We start from the raw sequence: 18,514 nt of genomic DNA on the forward strand, positions 1-18,514 counted from the left end.
TTATCTGATGCTTGCGCCAGATCAATGGGCCAAACTGTCCACCTGCCTTCTATTGGCGCACTTGCGCTCCAGCCAACGCCAAAGGCCGGTTGTGAACAAAAAGGCTGGAACCAGCCCGATGATGACCGCCAGCCAGCGGGTGAACAGGCCCAGCACGCTGGCATCATGCAGGCAGTGCAGCCAGTTGTTGATGGTGGTTGTACGCCCTGCCTTGTCCGCATTTTGCACCGCCACCACGCGCCCGCTCACCGGGTCAAGAAAAACAAAGGAATGCGGGAAACGCGCCGAAGGGTCGTGCGGCGTTTTCATGCGGAACTTGTAGACACCCTGGCCGATGGGCGGCACCTCGATCCACACGATGCGGGCCGAGGGCAGAACGCGTTGCGCAATGACGGCAGCCTGCGTGATCGACAAGCGCGGCCCGGTATCGGTATGGTCCATCGCCTTGGGCGAAGGGTCAACCGGCCCAAATAGCGGGCGCAGCGCCGCATTGCTCTGGTCGGGCAGCGCCAGCATGACGCCCGTCATCACCAGCACCGACAGCACGGGCAGGCCAATCAGCCCTGCCAGCTTGTGCATGTCGCGTAGGCGCCGGGTCAGCGCAGCGTGCCGGGCATAGCGCAAGGCCTTGGCCCAACCGCCGCGCCCGCTCGTCCGGGGCCACCAGACCCAAACCCCGCTCACCATCACCAGCAGGAAAATGGCAAGGCCGCTCCATCCGATGATGAGCGTGCCAACCGGCCCCGCCAGCAGCGCCATGTGCAGATCATAGAGCCAGGTCATCAGATATTGGCCCCAGACCGCCTCACGCAGCACGCGGCCCCCATCGGGTGAAAGCCAAATCATCACACGATGCCCGCCATGCGCACGCCCCGGCATTTCATAGCGGACAGGAATGGGGCCAGCCTCGCCAGTCACTTCAAAGCGATATATGCCTTGGCGATCCGGCCGCTGCGCCCGCATCGTGGCCAGCGCAAGATCCCACACGGGGGACTGGGCATCGGGGGCCGGCCCCTTGGCCGATACCGCCATTTCCGGATGCAGCGCAAGGTCAAGCGCCTGATAGAACACCAAGGCCGATCCGGTGAGGCCCAGCAGCACAAACAAGGCACCCAGCGACAGGCCCATCCAGAGATGGACCTGCCTCACGGCCAGTCTCAGGCGTTGGCGCGCCATGCCTTAGTATTTCACGCGAAGGCTGACAGTGATGGCGCGACTGTCGCCGGGGCTGTGCAGCGGTTGGGCAGGCGCGGTCGTGTCCCACCACACATATTCGGGGTGCGCGTTGAACAGGTTCTTCACCGATAGGCTCGCCTCGGCATGGCGCGTTACCTGATAGGCCGCTTCCGCGTTGAACAGTTGATAGCCGCCGAATTTGCCGCCATTGGCCGCACTGTTGGCGGTGGTCAGCCAATAGGACGATTGCCCATTGGCCCAGAGCGACAGGCGCAGCTTGTTGACGCCAGTATAATCCAGCCCGCCCGACCACAGCACATGGGGCACATGGTCGATCTCATTGCCCACATATTGCGGCGTTGCAGGATCGGCCACAGTGATCGTTGCCTTCTGGATGGAGACCGCCGCCCAGGCCGCCACGCTCTTGACCGGCTTGCCACTGATCTGGATATCCACCCCGCGGCGGCGTGTGGAGCCAATGTTTTCAAAATCGCCCAATGGATCGTTGAGTTTGCGCTTCAACTCACCAGAAGCCGTCTGCTGCCAGAAGGCCACGCGGGTTTCAATCCGGTCGGAGGGAGTATAGCGCAGGCCCAGTTCCCAGCCCGTATTGATCGAAGGGGCAAGGTTGGTGAGGCGCGGCGCGATCAGATAGGCACCCGAGCCAACCCCGATCTGAAAGCTCTTGCCCCAGTTGCCATAAAGCGTGACGCCATCGAGCGGGGTGGCCGCTACCGAGATCTTGGGCTGACTGATTGTGCCATAGTCGTTGATGGGCGCTGTTGCGCCTGTCAGGCGGTTGGCAAAATGGCCCGATACGCTGTCAAACCGCCATGCGGGCGTGATTTTGAGCCATTTGGCAGGCTCGATGATCGCCTGCACATAGGCCCCGCCAATGTTCAGGATAAAATGCTGATCGCGGGTCTGGGTGGTGACCATGCGGTTGGCGGTGTTGTAGCGCAGCGAGGTGTCATCCTGCCACTGATAGTCGCCGCCGATCTCGGTCATCACCGGAACACCGGCCACAGCGGTATGCCAATGCAGCGCCGCCAGCGCGCCATAATGATCCTCGTTGGTCACGCGCCGCTGTTGCGAGCCGCCTGCCGAAAAGCGGACATAGCGGTCATCGCGCATGGTGTTGACATAGGCCTTGGCGGCAAAGTCCAGATTGTCGGAAAGTCCTGCGTCCAGCGTAAGCGCATATTGGCCCAGTTGGCGGCGATCACCATCGGAGGCATTGTAGGCGTTTGTGGCGCGCGGGTCGGCAGCAGCCACCGCGCCGGTCAGATAGCCTGCCTCCTGCGCGTGGCTGATGTAGTATCGGGCGCTGGCGCCAATCTTCACTGCGGAACTTAAGCCATAGGCCCATTTTCCAGAAAGGCTGAGCCGATCAAGTGCGCCATGGGCGCGATAGCCTTGCGCATCACGATAGCCAATGGTGTAATTCTGGCTGAAACTGCCTTTCTCACGGCCCGCTGCCAACTGCCCCTCATAGGAATTGAAACTGCCTGCCGAGGCCTTGGCGTCGATGTAATTGCCGCCGCTGCGTGTCAGGACGTTCGCGCTGCCGGCAATGGCGTGCAGGCCATAGCGCGGATCAGCCGTGCCGCGCACGACCTCGATCCCGGCGATGCCCAGCGGCGAGACGGAGTCGATATAGGGCATGTTGCCATCATTGCCGTTGGAGGGAATGCCGTCGATCAGCAGTTTGACCGCGTTGATCTCGCCCTCGCCATTGAAACCGCGAAACGAGAATTTGCCGCTGGTGCTGCCCTGATTGAAGTTGGTCACCAATACGCCGGGAAGGCGCCCCACTAGTTCCCAGGCGTAATTGACGTTGGCGCTTTGCGCGACATTGCCACCGAGGCGATCTACCGAGGTGATGACATTGGAGGAACTGCCGGCCATACCCCTGGCAGTGACGACAATGGTTTCGCCCACGCTGAAGCTGGTGTCGGCAGACTGATCTGCCGGGGCCGGTTCTGCCGCCGAAGCGGTGGTGGCGGCAAGCAGACCTGCTGCGAGAGCAAGCACGGAAATCTTCATAAACATCCCTGTTCTTTAAGTATTTTGTAAGTGGAGAAATTTAGCCCACGAGCTGTTTGAGCTTGGCGAGTGCGGCATCGTCGCTCTCGTCGTGGCCGATCATGTTTTGAAAGCCGCCTCTGGCATCCATCAGATAGATGCTGGCGGTATGGTCGATGGTGTAATCGCCGCCCGGTTGCGGCACCTTGGCGACATAGACGCCATAGGCTTTTTCGATGGCAGCCAGTTGGGCTTCGCTGCCCGTCAGGCCGATGATCGGCGTGCCGAACAGCGTGACATATTGGCCAATATCCTTGGGCTTATCATGCCCCGGATCGACCGAGACGAAGAGGATCGCGAATTTCTCGCCATCCTTGCCCATTCGAGCGCGTAGCCGCGCCATCTTGGCCAGACTGGTGGGGCAGACATCGGGGCAGCGGGTGAAGCCGAAGTAGATGGCATAAGGCTTGCCGCCCACATCGGCCAAGGTGAAGGGCTTGCCATCGCTGGCGACCAGCGTGAACGGCCCGCCAACCCCTGCTTGGGATGAGTTGTCTTGGGGCTTGGCGCCTCCACCCAGATAGGCGGCAAGGCCCAAACCAAACGCCAGAGCGCCGAGCAGCAAGCCGCCCCAGACCAGCAACCCGCGCGATGAGCCTTTAGTGGTGGTCATGGCCGCCGCCCATCGTTTGCCCAATATCGGCAATGGCGCGCACCGGCATGGCCACTTTCACCATACCGGCCTTTTCAAAGCGCAGCGTCAGGGAAACAGTCTGACCGGGTTTAAGCGGTGCCTTAACGCCGATAAACATGATGTGAAGGCTGCCGGGCTTCAGTTCGATCACGGATTGCGCGGGCACGGGAATGCCATCGGGCAATTCGCGCATCCGCATCACGCCGCCATCCATACTCATCGTGTGAAGCTGGACGGTGGGCGCCACGGGCGAAGCGGCCGAGATCAGACGGTCAGCGGCATCGCTCTTATTGGTGATGGTCAGGAAACCACCGCCGTTGACCTGCGCGGGCGCCGTCTCACGTGCCCAGGAGTTGGTGATTGCGATGGCTTGGTGGGCAGCATGGTGGTGTTCGGCCCGAGCCAAAGCGGGCGTTGCCGTGCACGTCAGAGCGGCCAGCGCCAGGGCGGCGTTGAAGCGAAAAGTCATGGGTGTGTCTCCTAGGGGTATGCCGCAAAGGCCGCGCCGGAATGGCTGGTAGGATCGAGGGCCGCGACGGCGATCTGGCCTACGAGGCTCAGCGCAACCAAAATCCATGCGCGGCGCCCGATGATGCGAAGGCGGCGAATGTGGGCGGGCATCAGCGGCGCCCCTGTGACAGCGCCGAAGCAATCAACGGGATCAACGCCTGCCTTTCCTCCAACCCGAGACAGCGACCGATCTCGACACTCGCCTTGGGGCTGTGCAGGATGAGGCGCAGCGAGGATGGCGTGGGCGCCTGCGCATCCAGCTTGGCGAACCGGCAAGGCATATGCGTGGCGTTGCCGTAGGCGTCGCGGTGGCGAATCGTGCCATGGGCAATTTCCAGCACCTCGCCAGCGGGCTTTGAACGCTTATGATACTCGAGCGCGAAGACCAGCGCGCCCATGGCCATCAGGCAATAGGCCGGCACCAGCCAATGGCCCGACAGCGCGGGCAGGATCGACAGCGCCATCATCATCGCACCCAGAACCGCAAAGGTCTGGCGGGCGGGCTCGCTAAAATGCGAGCGGTTCTCGCGCATATGCAGGACGAGACCTGCGTGGTCCCCTTGCGGCACATCACTGCTTGCGCTCAGGGCAAAAGGCCGCTCGGGCGAGCGGCATAAAATCTCGTACATGAAAGACAACTCCGGCCATGGCCGGGGCATCGGGCTTTATGGGAAGGAGAGCCCGCGCACCGGCCTATCCGACAGAAAGGGAAGGTTCTGTCAGGCCAGCGCAGGCGGTCCGCGCAGCGGCGGACGCAGATATTGAACGCGCTTTGGCGCCGCGGGAAGGTGTGGTGCAAAGGCAAGCGAGAGAATGAACAGCAGGGCGGCGGCCAGCAGGATCGGATCAGCCCCGCCAAGTGCGCCATGGGTCAGCGCGGTGAAGGCGCAGGGCGTGTCGGTTTTTGCTTTGCCGTGGTCCTTGCTGCCAACGTCGATCTGCTTGGTGATCTGGTGGCCCAGCGAATCGGCGCAGATCTGCACCGTGATCGTCCTTGATTCCCCGCTCAGCATGTAACCGGCAGGAATCAGCGCCTTCATGCACAAAGCCAGCGCGACCAGCAGAGCGGCCACACGGGGGTTTGACATGAAAAAGGCGCGGAACGTGAGCATGATCAATCTTGCGTCTATAGTCCGTGTGCGGTTGTGTCACCGGTCTGGATCAAATTTGGACAATTTGTCCCAGGCGGCGGGTGAGGTGGATCAAGTTACGATGGCCGACGATTACTTGTTCTTCTTGGGCAGAAGACCACGCGAGCGCATCCACCACAAGAACTCGTCGAACCAATGATCGCTTGGCGCGCCCTTTGGCCTTAAATCAAAGCCATGGCCGCCGCGCTCGAACATGTGCAGTTCGGCTGCCGCGCCAGCCTTGCGCCAAGCTGCATAAAGCAGCGCCCCGTCCTGCGGGAGATAGGGGTCATCGGCTGCCGCTGCGATAAAGGCTGGCGCGGCATCGGCGGACACAGGCCCACGCAGGCCACCATAGATCAGCCCCACAAAGGCGGGCCGACTAACCTTGTCGCCAATGGCCAGATCAGCGGCAAGGAACGCGCCCGATGAAAAGCCGAGCATGCCGATCCGGGCAGGATCAAGGCCCCAAGCCCTGGCGTGTTCGCGCACAAGCGCCATGGCGCGGGCGCCATCTTCCACCGCGTGAGCTTCCCCGGCGAATTGTGGCACCTGCGCAGGCTCGCCGCTTTTCGCCCGCGCGATGATCGCGGCCATCTCCCTTTCATGCACTTCGGGCATGTGCATGGCGTCCTGCCGGCTTTTGACCGTGCGGTACTTGAGCACCAGAGCAGTCACACCATGGCGGGCCAGACGGCGGGCAATGTCTCGCCCGCCATGTTCATAGGCCAAGCCCACAAAACCACCGCCGGGAGCCACGATCACCGCCGTGCCATTGGGCCGCGCTGGCCGAAACAGTTCCAGCGTCGGATCGCTGACATTGAAGATAAACGTCTCATCCGCCTCGGCGATGCGCTCACGGGTTTCTGGCACGCCCAGCGTTCCGACCGTCCCCTTGGGATAGAGTGGCATCACCACTCCACCCACCGCAGCCTTGCGCGCCAAGGCATTGGTTGGCAGCAGTGCCGCCAACAGCCCCAGCATCGCCCATTCAGCCCAACGCTTCATGGTGCCCGCCCCTTCAAATTCTGGCCTTGAGCGTGACATAGGCCGAGCGCGGCTGATTGGGGCCAACCACCGGATAGCCCATATAGGAATAGGGATCCCATGCGCGCCGCCCGCCCAGATTGACCACCGAAACGCCCAGCGTGAAGCGGCCGATGTCATAGGAACCTTGCGCATCAATGACGGCATAGCCCGGCACGGCAATCGAATTGGGCAGCGTCAACTGCCGCGAGGTGACGGCGGTGATCCCTGCGCCGAGCGCCAGCCCCTTGGCCGCCCCGTGCAGGATACGATAACGCGCGGCAATGCGACCGCTGCTTTCGGGGACGCGGGCCAGCCTGTCGCCCGGCGCCACGCCATTGTCGCGCGTGTCGGTGTAGGCGTAATTGGCCAGCAGCGAGAGTGCCGGGCTCGGTTCCCACACCAGATCGACCTCCACACCCCGCGCCCGCTGGCGACCGGACTGGATGTAGAAGCCCACATTGTTCGGGTCGGCGGTGGCGACATTGTCATGCGTCTGGCTGAACAGCGCGAGTGTGCCTGACAGGCCCGCCTTGGGCAGGGCGAGCTTCACCCCGGCCTCGACATTGCTTGATCCTTCGGGCTTGGAAGGCTGGAGGCTGATATAAGCGAAGGGCGCGCGGAAGGCCGTAGCCCAGCCCGCGAAGAGCGCAACGCCTTGCACCAAATCCAGCGTGGCGCCCACTCGGGGCGAGACGTGGGTGTAGGTCTTGTGATTGGCCACGCCGTAATCGCTGTCCTCGACGAACCGCAGCGAGGTCAGACGCAGGCCGCCCGTCAGATGCAGCGGGCCATAGGTCGCCTGATCCTGCACATAGGCGGCCAATGTCTGATAGTGGTCGCGCTCGTTGGAGTTGGCTGGCGTTTGCGCGGTGTAGCTCAGGTTGTAGACCGGGTTCGACAGGTTAATCGTGCCCGATGGGCTGTTGCTGACGAACAGGCCCATACCGCTGTAGAAGCTGGTCCAGTCATAGTTGACCCCGCCCAGCAGATTGTGCGTGCCGCCCAGAACATCGAACCGGGCGGCCAGATTGGCGTCAAACGTCGCCTCCTTCGTCCGGTTGGTCATGGAGATGGGATAGACATCGTAGTTCGGCGCAATGGTGCCAGTGGGCATCAGATCGGGAAAAACGAAGCTGCCCCTTTCGTCGACCTCATTGGCGTAATAGCGCCCGCTGACCGTCAGTTTGACGCTGGGCGAGAAGGCATGACGCAGGGTGACCGTACCCATGCGGTTGTCATTGTCGGTCTGCGGTTGCCCAATTGGCGAACCGGGGAAGGCATTGCGGGCAATCGTGCCGGCTAGCGCCGCATCGGCGGGCAGGCCAGAATATTCCAGCGCTCCGCGGTGATTGAACTGGCCCTGCACCAGCAGATCGGTGTCGGGCGTCAGCTTGAACAGGATGCTGGGTTGCACCGACCAGCGCTTGCCCTTGACCTTGTCTATCCAACTTCCGTTGCTTTGATACTCGCCCGCGATCTTGGCGGAGACCGCAGGCGACAGGGCGAGGTTGACATCGCCATAGGGGTTCCAGGTTGAAAAGCTGCCCGCGCGCAGGGCGAGGGTTCCGCCGGTCTTGTCAGCCGGGCGCGCTGTTTCGATGTTGATGATGCCGCCCAGCGGCGTGCCAAGCCCGCCGCCATAGAGCGTGGCGCTCGGCCCCTTCAGCACCGAGATCGCCGCGACGCCCACCAGACTGTTGGGATCAAACGCCTGCTGGTTGCCCGCGAAAATCGGCAGGCCGTCGAGATAGACCTCGCCCGGAAAACCGCGCAGGATCGGCGGGATGAACAGGGTCTCGTCCGACCGCGTGGGGGTTACGCCCGAGACATTGACCAGCGCATCGCCCAGCGTGCGCCGATCCTGCTCCTTGAGCAGCGAGCCAGTCACCACCTGCATCGATTGCGGAACCTGGATGAGCGGCGTGTCTGTGCGCGTGGCCGAGGTGGATGTCGGCGCGGCGTAGGTATCTCGTTTGCCGGTGACGATGATCTGGTCGCCTGCCCAGCTTGGCGCGGCTTTGTTCTGGTCCGTGGTGGTTTGCGCCAAGGCGATGGCGGGAAGAAGAAGAGCGGCAGCATAGGCTGCGGCAGACACGCAAGTGCCTGCAAGAAATTGCGAACGCATGGAAATACCTTTGAATGGCCAGCGCGCATAGGCACCCGGCCAGAATCCGGAACGGGCGCGCAAGGCGGCACCCAACAAGCAGGATCAAAGGTAGATCGGCGGCCCTCTTAGCGGAGGCCTGATATACGTGGGCGCACTGTGGTTTGGCAAAGCAAGGCCGAGCCAAGCCACGGCGAGGATGAAAACCAGCAATTGCGCAAGCTGGATGGGGTCCACTGCTGGCAAGGCCGCATGGGCCAGGCTGCCATAAGGGCAAGGCACGAGATGCTCGCCATGCTGCGGGCTATCCTGCGTGCCGCCATCATGTTTGAGCGGCAGTGACACCGACATCGGAGCCGAAGCCACGCCATTGCAGATCGAGATGGTGATGCTGCTGCCGCCAGCCTCGACCATATAGCCCGATGGCACAAGCAGCCGCAGTGCCAGAACTGCACAGCAGATCAGCGTAGCCAGGCCGCGTCGGGCAAGAAGGCGGCGAACCCACTTCACAAGCCTCTCATAGAGTGGGTTACGTGGAATGTCACCCGGACAGTTTGTTGCTATGATATCTTCGCAAATCAAGACAATGGCCGCGCCGTTTCGGCGTCATGCGCCATCAAATTGTGACGAAGCTTCCATCGTTGTAAATTTTCAGCCATTCGCTATGAAGGAGCATCATTTTTCTACATCTCTGCGTCAAATTTCTACGAGGCGACACCACGTAATGCCGTCGCCTTTCGTACCAAATTGCCGCGCCTACTGGCGTGTTTGGAGCCGATTTCTCGGCCCTGCTTTCGCTCCAGCTTTCCACATTCTTAATGCCCTCCTACGCCACAAAGCGGACCCGGCAATTTGTCCGCTCATGAATGGCTGTTAGCTTGATATCGGTTCACATGATGGCGCTGGCGCCGTCGGCCAATTTTATGTCATGCCTGAGTACCGTAACGCACGGGAGTAAGTATGGGGTTCCGCAGTGCATTTCTCGCAGCCGCAGGTATATTGTTGATTTGCCTTCTAGTTTTGAGCGCGGGAATGCTCTGGCTTCAGTCATCGACGCGATTGCTGGTGGAACAGGCGGACATGGCACGTAATCAGGCGATGCAGGTGACCCGTCTTGAGGCCGATGCCGCCCATGCTTTGTTACGCGACTCGCCGGTACCTGATCTGGAATGGCGTGCCCTGCACAGCAAGGCGCAAGCATACCGAGCCAGTGTGGAGGAAGAACGCAAACTTATCGGTAACTCAACGGAAACACGGGTCTATCAAGATCGCGAGGACGTCATGGCGCGAAAAATGCTGACCCTGACCGATGGTCCCATGACGCGAGAGAAGCTTTTGCAATTGCGCAGGCTTTCCAGACAAATTGCGGCAAGAGAAGATGACGAAGCTCGCCTGGCCGTCACAACCGCAACGGCCAACAGCTGCGCCAGCGGTACCATGATGGCGAGCGCGATCATTGCATTCTTTATCCTTGTTGCCACGGCGGCATTCGTGTCGTGGCGGGCTGTGGTGCGTCCACTTGAGGCCCTGGCTCACGCCACGCGTGATCTTGCCGGAGAAACCTGGCCTCGCCCTATTTCGCCCAGCGGGCCAAGCGAGCTACGCAGCTTTACCGAGCATTTCAACGCCATGGCATCGGCCGTGGAACGACAGGTGGAGCGCCGCACCGTCGATCTGGCTGCTGCGAACCGGCAACTGGCCCAAATAGACGCCAATCGACGCCTGTTTCTGGCAAAGGTCAGCCATGCACTGGGCACTCCTGTCACCGTCATTCGGGGAGAGGCCGAAGTTGCGCTGCGCCTTAACGATGAGGCTGACGGCTTGCGACAGTCGCTGCGAGACATACTCGACAGCACTAATCTGTTACAAAGACGCCTTGCAGATCTCCTGACGCTGGCGCGTGCCGAAGACGGCGCATTACCCATTCATCGCGAGCCTGTCGATCTGGTCGCGCTGACCCAGCGGGCCATGCTTGTGCTTGCGCCTCTGGCTCTGATGAGGGAGGCTTCCCTTCACTTACAGATTCCCGAAACTGCCGTTGGCATTGATGCCGATCCGGAGCGACTGGAGCAGGCATTGTTGGCCATGCTTGACAACAGTTTGAAATTCACACCGCCGGGCGGCTGCGTTGAGATTGAGGTCAAAGTTTCAGACCATACTGCCAATCTGTCGGTTCGTGATGCCGGGCCGGGCGTGGCTGAAGATGAATTGGCACTCATATTTGCCCCCCATGTGCAGGGCGCCGCAGGGCAACGGTTGGGCGGAAGCGGTCTGGGGCTGGCTTTGGTCCGATGGATTGCGCAGGCCCATGGTGGCAGTGTGTGCGCAGAAAACAATTCGAATGGAGAAGGATTATGCGTGTCGATCACGCTGCCCATCAGGGCCGGCGCATCCTGCTGATCGAAGACGATCACGGTATTGGCCGTTTCCTGCATCGCGGCTTAACTGCCGAAGGCTATAGTGTCGACTGGCAAACATCAGGCAGGCCTGGACAAACACGGCTCAATGCAGGCCAGTTTCATGCCGCGATCATCGACAGGGGGCTGCCCGATCTGGATGGCGCCGACCTTTGCCGCAACGCAAGGGACAAGGGGATCACACTGCCTATTTGCATGCTGACCGCGCGGGGCAGCCTGGAAGACCGACTGGAAGGATTTCGCTGCGGCGCGGACGATTATTTGGCAAAGCCCTTTTCCTTCGAAGAATTGCTGGCCAGATTGTCGGTGATGATCAGGCGCAGCATGCTGCAGGAAAACGAAAGGTTGATTGTCGGGAACCTGTTGCTCGACGCGCGGGGGAGGCGGGGCGAACTCGCAGGGGAGGTGCTGAACCTGTCACGCCGGGAATTCGATTTACTTTTCTGCCTTGCCCGGCAATCGGATCAGGTTGTCAGCCGCACCCAGATCCTGAATGAGGTTTGGGGCACCGATGCAGAAGTTACCGAAAATGCTGTCGATGTTTATGTCGGCTATGTACGGCGCCTTCTGTCAGGCCCCCAGGCACCGGTGATAGCCACCGTGCGAGGCATCGGCTTCGTCCTGAGGCATCGGACCAAAGCATAACAAATCTTGAGAGGCTTCTCATGCGCCTCTCAAGACCTCTTCAGAAATCGCAGTCTATCTAATCCTCACAAGCGGCGCATGGCCGTAAGAGCCTGAGGAGGATGGGATGAAGGGTCACAAATGGCGTTTGCTGCTGTCTGCTTTTGCCTTGATGGCGACGGGGCCTGTCATGAGTCAAACGAGCGCGCCCGGTCATGAATTCAAGCTTCCCGGCGTTGTCTGGGACGATATTCTTAACGATGAACAGACCAATGACAATGTGCTGATGTATGGCCTGGGCGTGCGGGCGCAACGCTTCAGCACGCTGGAGCAAATCAACAGCGACAATGCCAAGAAACTGGTGCCCAAATGGGTGTTCTCCTTTGGCGACGAACGCCAGCGCGGTCAGGAAGGTCAGGCGCTTATCTATGATGGCGTGATCTATATCACCGCCTCCTACAGCCGGGTTTTCGCTCTTGATGCGCATACGGGTAAGAAGCTTTGGTCCTATACCGCGCGCTTACCCGATGACATCCGGCCCTGCTGCGACGTGGTCAATCGCGGCGCCGCGATCTATGGTGACAAGATCTTCTTCGGCACGCTCGATGCAGGCATCACTGCGCTGGATCGCAAGACGGGCAAGGTGGTATGGACCAAGAAGTTCCAGGACCACAAGGCCGGCTATACGATGACCGGCGCCCCAACGATCGTAAAGGACGCCAAGACGGGCCGAGTCATGCTGATCCACGGTTCATCGGGCGATGAATTCGGTGCGGTGGGTGAACTTTATGCCCGCGATCCCGACACAGGTGAGGAAATCTGGATGCGCCCGATGGTCGAAGGCCATCAGGGCCGCCTGAACGGTAAACCCTCGACCTTTACCGGCGATCCCAAGGCGCCAAGCTGGCCTAATGACAAGGACGGCCAGAAGGTGGAAGCATGGCACCATGGCGGCGGCGCGCCTTGGCAATCGGCCACCTATGACGTCAAAACCAACACGATCGTGATCGGTACCGGCAATCCGGCACCATGGAACACATGGAAGCGTTCGCCCGGCGACAGCCTTTACACTTCCGGCCAAATCTATATCGAACCCTCGACCGGCGAACCGGTGGGCTTTTTCCAGCATACACCCAATGACGCATGGGATTTTTCCGGCAACAATCCGATTGTTTTGTTCGATCTGGAAAGGAACGGAAAAACCATACGGGCAGGAGCCCATGCCGACCGCAATGGCTTCTTCTTCCTCACCGATCTGGACAAGCTGACCAAGCGCGATGGCAAAATCAGCAAGCAGAAGGGCGGCGCACTTGCAATATATCCCTTTGTGCCGGAAATCAGCTGGGCCAAGGGATGGGATGTGCCGAATGGACGCCCGCTAGAAAACGCCGAGGGCAGCCGCCCGCCCGAACCCGAACCCGGTCAGGACCACGGCAAGCCGGTGCGCGTTTCGCCCAATTTCCTTGGCGGCACGAACTGGATGCCCATGTCCTATAATCCGGGCACCGGCCTGTTCTATATACCGTCCAATGACTGGTCCGAAGATTACTGGACCGAAAAGGTCACCTATTCGAAGGGCGCGGCCTATCTGGGACAAGGATTCCGCATCCGCCGAAAATATGATGATCACGTGGGCGTTTTGCGTGCGCTTGATCCCAAAACCGGCAAGATCGCTTGGGAGGCCAAGGAGCAGCTGCCTTTGTGGGGCGGCACTCTGACGACCAAGGGTAATATTGTGGTGCAGGGAACGTCCGACGGTTTCGTCAAGATTTTCAACGCCAAGACCGGCGAAGAATTATGGAAATTTCAGACCGGATCGGGTGTGGTGTCCGTGCCGATCACGTGGGAAATGGATGGTAAGCAATATCTTGGCCTGTCATCCGGCTATGGCGGCGCTGTGCCGCTGTGGGGCGGCGATATGGCTGACCTGACCAAGACCGTCAGTCAGGGCGGGTCCTATTGGGTCTTCGAATTGCCCTCCAACTGAGCCTTGGGTCCGGCAGGTCCCGTTATCTGCCGGACCGCATGCCTCGTGCAGGATGGATAGCCATGCGATTTTTTCCAGCCCTTCTGCTGCTAGCCGTTATCCCGGTGGTCGGGCATGCCCAGCAGGTGGTCGTCAATGTTGAAGAACGCCCGACGCCATGGGTTGTGAACGGCTGTACGATCGGCCCTCATGCGCAATGTGCGGGCAAGGATCTGCGTTTTGCCGATCTGGCCAATGCAGATTTAACTGGGGCGAATTTGCGCGGAGCAAAAATGTCCCGCGCCGTTCTGCGCCATGCCAATCTCAATGGGGCGGATCTGCGCGATGCCGAAATGGACGGCGCGAACCTTCAGATGTCTTTCATCAATAGCACGGACCTGTCGGGCGCATCCCTGCGCGGGGCCGATCTGGTTTTCGCGCGGGCCGGAAAATCCAATTTCGACCGCGCTGATCTGACGGCTTCGACCTTGGAAAAGGCGCTCCTCAAAGGGTCGAGCTTCAAAGGTGCCCGCCTGATCAACGCTGATCTGATAGAAGCCAAACTTTACGAAACCAACCTTGAAGCGGCCAATTTGCAGGGGGCACGTCTTCGCTTTGCCGTTTTTCAGGATGCCTGGATGAAGGATTGCGTTTCATGCCCAATCAACTGGCAAGGCGGCGATACCGTGTGGGAAACCGAGGAAAAAGAACGCAAACGCAATAAAGGAAATGACAGTCATTAAATTGCCCGAGCAGGAATGACTCTCCCTGCTGGTAAACTGGGCCTTTATCGGCCGCCCCTCCGGATAAATCGCTTCTACTGCCCTTGAAGCGAGGATGTCGGAGGGGTTTTTGTATTGAATTATAGAAAATATAATTGACCTGAAAATAATAATTAATATATCATGATGAATTGAGTTATATGAAAAATATATACTATTTTTATATGCCCTATGGTTGGTGTCTCGGAATTTAATTATCGATGGCTAGTCACCTGAATCCGAAATTTTGCTAATTGTTTTCTGTCAGAAGCGTCTGACCGAGGCGATGATATCGTCGGCGGATTTGACCCACTTGTAGGGCTTGGGTTTTTCATTGTGAGCGGTGATGAAGGCGACGATATCGGCTTCGAGTTCCGCCGTTGATCGGTGGACTCCTCGCTGCAATTGCTTGCGGGTCAGCTCGGCGAACCAGCGTTCGACCTGATTGATCCACGATGCCGACGTCGGCGTGAAGTGCACGTGCCAGTGCGGGTGACGACTATCGCCGCTTCATCGACGAGGTCGTAAATGCGCGCAACCGGCGGCACGGCCCCGGGATTGATGCCGAACGCAAGTTCCTGCAGCCGCTGCCGGACGTGCGCACCACCGATTACGAGGAGGTCCTCGTGACGGTCACATCCTCGGGCGGCTTCACGTTGCGCAAGGTGTTCTACACGGTCCCATCCCGCCTGATCGGGCACCGTTTGCGGGCTCGCCTGTATGATGACCGCCTCGACCTCTTCATTGGCGGCACGAGACTCATGACCCTGCCGCGCGGCCGCGCGGGCATGAACGGGAAGCACGGTCACGTTGTCGATTACCGTCACGTGATCCATTCTCTGCGCCGTAAGCGGGAGTGTCCTGAATTCCGTGTACGGGGCGGCCTAATGGGTAGAAAGTTTCCCTATTATGGCAAGACGCAAAGCACCCTCGATTCCTGATGACCTCCTGGACCAGTTACTGGGCGGCATGGACGCCGCCAGCGCGCTGAACTCGCCCGACTGGATGAACGCCTTGAAGAAGGCACTGGCCGAACGTGCGTTGAGTGCCGAGATGGATTACCATCTTGGCGACGAGGCAGAGGCCGAGAACAGCCGGAATGGCTATGGGCGCAAGACGGTTTCAACAGGCACCGGCAAGATTGATATTGAGGTTCCGCGCGATCGGACGGGCAGTTTTGACCCGCAGCTGATCGCCAAATACCAGCGCCGTTTCCCTGGGTTCGATGACAAGATTATCTCGATGTATGCGCGAGGTATGAGCACTCGGGAGATCGCCGAGCACCTGCGCGAAATCTATGGCATGGACGCCTCGGCGGACTTGATCAGCACGATCACCGATGCCGTTCTCGACGAGGTTGCAGCCTGGCAGCAGCGTCCGCTGGATCCGGTTTATCCGTTGGTCTTCTTTGATGCTATCCGGGTCAAGATCCGCGACGAAGGCTTGGTCCGCAACAAGGCGATCCACATTGCCCTGGGCGTGATGGCCAATGGCACCAAGGTCGTGCTGGGCATGTGGATCGAGCAAAATGAAGGCGCCAAGTTCTGGCTTCGGGTCATGAACGAGCTGAAGAACCGCGGCGTTGAGGATATTCTGCTGGCCGTGGTCGATGGGCTCAAAGGATTCCCCGAGGCCATCAATGCCGCGTTCCCTGATACCATCGTTCAGACCTGCATCGTCCATTTGCTTAGGAATTCCATGGATTTCGTGTCCTACAAAGACCGCAAATCCATCGCCACGGCGCCCAAGGAAATTTACCGGGCCGTAGATGCCAAGGTCGCCGAGGAGGCGCTCACTGCCTTCGAGGCCAGCCCCTCGGGGCAGAAATACCCGGCAATTGGCCAGAGTTGGCGCCGTGTATGGGGGCAAGTCATTCCATTCTTTGCATTTCCTGCCGAGGTTCGTCGCATCATATACACAACGAATGCTATCGAGGCATTGAACTCCAAGCTGCGCCGGGCGGTACGGGCCAGAGGGCATTTCCCCAGCGATGAGGCGGCCAGCAAGCTGCTCTATCTGATCCTGCACCGTTCGGAAAAAGAATGGGTGATGCCGGCCCGCGAATGGACTATGGCAAAAGCTCAGTTCGCCGTTCTGTTCGGCGATCGCTTCGTTCGGGCCATGGCGGCCTGATTTTCAACCGCCGCCCCGTACACGGAATTCAGGACACTCCCCCGGCTACCGCCAGATCATCGCGCGAGCCCATGCCCGCTCGGTGAAGATCTATCTCGGCACGCTGACGCCCAATCCCTTTGATCCTCTCACCTCAACCCCAGCCAAAGTGGCGATGCGCGACGCAGTCCACCACTGGATCCGCACATCGCACGCGCCGGATGCGGTGATCGATTTTAAAGCTATGGTGCGCGATCCGACCAAGCCGAGGCAGTTCAAGCCCGAGTTCGACTCAGGCGATCATCTACACCCCAGCGAAAAGGGCCATCAAGCCATGGGCAAGGGCATTGACATCTCACTCTTTCCCTGACGTCGATCCCTGCAAATAAGGAGATGATGCGGTATACCCCACGCGGTTGCGGTAAATGAACCTACGGCAGGTTTGAACAAAACATTTTTGCTGCCAAAAGGGCGGCTCCGTCAGCGTCTTCAGTCCGACACCGCATTATGGCGAGCCTAATGGAAGCCGCTGCCTTGTGACAGAGGCAGACGTGTTATCGCGTTGGTGGTGTGTAGGTAGGCAATTGAACCTCGCCTTTTTCTGCGCTTGCGATCCAGGCGGAGAGCGTTTCGCGTTGCCTCGGACTGTCAGCCCTGGCGACGAGGGCCTTGAGCGAGGCGGTGTAGGCAATCTTCATGCCCTCGCTCGCCGGGGTAACGAGATCGGGTTGAACGCCGACATGCTCCCAATTGGCCTTGGTTACGGGATTGATGGCGCGGCCGGTAGGTATGAAGGCGGCAAAACCATTCGGCAATGGTACAAAATCTCCGGGGTTGGCACCGCCGCCGGTGACCTCCCCGATCAGCGTCGCGCGCTTCTGGGTCTGTAGGTCATAGGCAAATTCCTCGCCGCCGGAAAAGGTAAAGCGGGATGTAAGGACGAAGATTGGACCGGCATAATGCACCGCCACATCAGGATTTGTCCGATATTCCACCGTCCGGCCATCGGTGCGGCTGTAAAGGTCGTTCAAGTGCCTCACGTCATCTTTGGCAAAAAAATAGCTGGCCAGTTCGGTAACGCTTTGCGGCTCGCCGCCGCCGTTTCTGCGCATATCGACTATCAGCGCATCGGTGCCGGAGAGCAAAGACATGGCTGCGGCATAGGCTTCAGCCACCAGCGGCGTGGGGCCGAAGCCACGAACATCGAGATAACCGATATTGCCCGGAAGCCGCTGAACAGCGTTGATGCCGAAGCCCATGCGGGCCATGGCACGGCGCTCCTGCGCAGGATCCGCAGATTTGTCGTCGGTCTGATCGGGTGCAAAACGGCCCCCCAAATGGGCGTCCTTGCCGATTTCGCGCAAATCCCGGGTCAGGGCATCGGCCATCGCCGTCACGGTCAGCGCTTTATCGTAACCGCCGTGCGCGAGCTTGGCGGTAAGCGTGTCGGCAAGTAGGTTGGCTGTATCGGGGAAGACATAATCGCTGCGCAGACGCCGCGCGAGCGCAACCACGGTGGCTTTACGCGCAGACGGAGTAAGTCGCGGCGCCCCGGAGGTGCCGTCCGGCAGGTCTGCTGAAGACGGTTGTGCCGCAGCGGGTGCGGCGCTCAACAGGGCCAGGAGGACAATCAGCCTGAAGGTGGGGCGCAACGCTGTTTTCACAAGCCATCTCCAAATCGGTCAGTATCTGCATACAAAGGCATGGGTCATCGAACAGATTAATGGGATTGTCGCTGCTGCGGCATCGGTCACGCGAGCCTGCCTGTTTTCATCTCCGAGTGTGCCGGATGGCGCAGGCGTCCTTTCCTGTTTTTACCGTCCTTGGAGGCGCAGCAGTCCGCAATTGGCGCCAAAAATCGTTATTTCCTTATGCGGCAAATCGACCCCTGGGCCAAGTCCGCAGGGCATTTGGGAACAAGCATTTCTAACGATGTTGAATGGCTCACTGGTCGAAGTGGCGATCT

Annotated in this window: 16 protein-coding genes and 2 pseudogenes; 7 read left to right on the forward strand and 11 right to left on the reverse strand. The window is 59.9% G+C overall.

All coding sequences use genetic code 11. The features are described from left to right. Window positions 1–21: 21 nt before the first annotated feature. The 9 genes from PQ467_RS08760 to PQ467_RS08800 all read right to left on the reverse strand — a co-directional run bounded on the left by PQ467_RS08760 (window position 22) and on the right by PQ467_RS08800 (window position 9,178). A complete protein-coding gene (locus PQ467_RS08760) occupies window positions 22–1,176 on the reverse strand; it encodes a PepSY-associated TM helix domain-containing protein (RefSeq protein WP_274173067.1) in 1,155 nt (384 codons plus the stop codon). Window positions 1,177–1,179: 3 nt separating this feature from the next. After that, the gene (locus tag PQ467_RS08765) at window positions 1,180–3,222 is read right to left on the reverse strand and encodes a TonB-dependent receptor (protein ID WP_274173068.1); all 2,043 of its coding nucleotides are present in this window, start codon (window positions 3,220–3,222) and stop codon (window positions 1,180–1,182) included. A 40-nt stretch (window positions 3,223–3,262) separates the two neighbouring features. Continuing rightward, a complete protein-coding gene (locus PQ467_RS08770; RefSeq protein ID WP_274173069.1) occupies window positions 3,263–3,874 on the reverse strand; it encodes an SCO family protein in 612 nt (203 codons plus the stop codon). Next, window positions 3,861–4,364 (reverse strand): copper chaperone PCu(A)C, encoded by a 504-nt coding sequence (locus PQ467_RS08775; protein ID WP_274173070.1) that lies wholly within the window; start codon window positions 4,362–4,364, stop codon window positions 3,861–3,863. Before PQ467_RS08775 ends, PQ467_RS08770 begins: the two co-directional genes overlap by 14 nt. Window positions 4,365–4,515: 151 nt before the next feature. Next, window positions 4,516–5,034, reverse strand: a complete 519-nt coding sequence (locus PQ467_RS08780) for a DUF2244 domain-containing protein (protein WP_274173071.1) — start codon at window positions 5,032–5,034, stop codon at window positions 4,516–4,518. A gap of 90 nt (window positions 5,035–5,124) precedes the next feature. Beyond that, the gene (locus tag PQ467_RS08785; protein ID WP_274173072.1) at window positions 5,125–5,517 is read right to left on the reverse strand and encodes a DUF2946 family protein; all 393 of its coding nucleotides are present in this window, start codon (window positions 5,515–5,517) and stop codon (window positions 5,125–5,127) included. A gap of 111 nt (window positions 5,518–5,628) precedes the next feature. Beyond that, window positions 5,629–6,543, reverse strand: coding sequence for an alpha/beta hydrolase (locus PQ467_RS08790; RefSeq protein WP_274173073.1), 915 nt, complete (start codon window positions 6,541–6,543; stop codon window positions 5,629–5,631). A gap of 13 nt (window positions 6,544–6,556) precedes the next feature. Next, complete coding sequence (locus tag PQ467_RS08795; protein WP_274173074.1) at window positions 6,557–8,689, reverse strand: TonB-dependent siderophore receptor; 2,133 nt, start codon at window positions 8,687–8,689, stop codon at window positions 6,557–6,559. 84 nt (window positions 8,690–8,773) lie between these two features. After that, a complete protein-coding gene (locus PQ467_RS08800) occupies window positions 8,774–9,178 on the reverse strand; it encodes a DUF2946 family protein (protein WP_274173075.1) in 405 nt (134 codons plus the stop codon). A gap of 570 nt (window positions 9,179–9,748) precedes the next feature. Here PQ467_RS08800 and PQ467_RS08805 point away from each other — a divergent pair. The 4 genes from PQ467_RS08805 to PQ467_RS08820 all read left to right on the forward strand — a co-directional run bounded on the left by PQ467_RS08805 (window position 9,749) and on the right by PQ467_RS08820 (window position 14,418). Next, window positions 9,749–11,068, forward strand: coding sequence for a sensor histidine kinase (locus PQ467_RS08805; RefSeq protein WP_274173076.1), 1,320 nt, complete (start codon window positions 9,749–9,751; stop codon window positions 11,066–11,068). Beyond that, entirely contained in the window at window positions 11,023–11,730 is a 708-nt protein-coding gene (locus PQ467_RS08810; protein WP_274173077.1) for a response regulator transcription factor, read from the forward strand. The genes PQ467_RS08805 and PQ467_RS08810 overlap by 46 nt, the downstream gene beginning before the upstream one ends. A gap of 106 nt (window positions 11,731–11,836) precedes the next feature. Further along, window positions 11,837–13,696 (forward strand): PQQ-dependent methanol/ethanol family dehydrogenase, encoded by a 1,860-nt coding sequence (locus tag PQ467_RS08815; RefSeq protein WP_443192932.1) that lies wholly within the window; start codon window positions 11,837–11,839, stop codon window positions 13,694–13,696. Then, the gene (locus tag PQ467_RS08820; protein ID WP_274173079.1) at window positions 13,669–14,418 is read left to right on the forward strand and encodes a pentapeptide repeat-containing protein; all 750 of its coding nucleotides are present in this window, start codon (window positions 13,669–13,671) and stop codon (window positions 14,416–14,418) included. The genes PQ467_RS08815 and PQ467_RS08820 overlap by 28 nt, the downstream gene beginning before the upstream one ends. 282 nt (window positions 14,419–14,700) lie before the next feature. Here the strand turns inward: PQ467_RS08820 and PQ467_RS08825 are convergent. Next, window positions 14,701–14,937: pseudogene (locus PQ467_RS08825) on the reverse strand (IS630 family transposase); the annotation flags it as partial. On the opposite strand from PQ467_RS08825, the pseudogene PQ467_RS08830 reads away from it, so the two are divergent. The 3 genes and pseudogenes from PQ467_RS08830 to PQ467_RS08840 form a co-directional block, all read left to right on the forward strand. After that, a pseudogene (locus PQ467_RS08830) lies at window positions 14,937–15,287 on the forward strand (IS21 family transposase); the annotation flags it as partial. The pseudogenes PQ467_RS08825 and PQ467_RS08830 sit on opposite strands and share 1 nt — an antisense overlap. Before the next feature lie 58 nt (window positions 15,288–15,345). Next, window positions 15,346–16,569, forward strand: coding sequence for an IS256 family transposase (locus PQ467_RS08835; protein WP_274173080.1), 1,224 nt, complete (start codon window positions 15,346–15,348; stop codon window positions 16,567–16,569). Continuing rightward, window positions 16,541–16,918 carry a GDSL-type esterase/lipase family protein gene (locus PQ467_RS08840; protein ID WP_274176115.1) on the forward strand — a complete coding sequence of 126 codons (378 nt, stop codon included), beginning with the start codon at window positions 16,541–16,543 and terminating at the stop codon, window positions 16,916–16,918. The genes PQ467_RS08835 and PQ467_RS08840 overlap by 29 nt, the downstream gene beginning before the upstream one ends. A 184-nt stretch (window positions 16,919–17,102) precedes the next feature. Here the strand turns inward: PQ467_RS08840 and PQ467_RS08845 are convergent, their stop codons facing one another. Then, window positions 17,103–18,212 carry a S41 family peptidase gene (locus PQ467_RS08845; RefSeq protein WP_274173081.1) on the reverse strand — a complete coding sequence of 370 codons (1,110 nt, stop codon included), beginning with the start codon at window positions 18,210–18,212 and terminating at the stop codon, window positions 17,103–17,105. Window positions 18,213–18,514: the final 302 nt, after the last annotated feature.

It is taken from the genome of Novosphingobium sp. KACC 22771, from assembly GCF_028736195.1.
Classification (GTDB): domain Bacteria; phylum Pseudomonadota; class Alphaproteobacteria; order Sphingomonadales; family Sphingomonadaceae; genus Novosphingobium.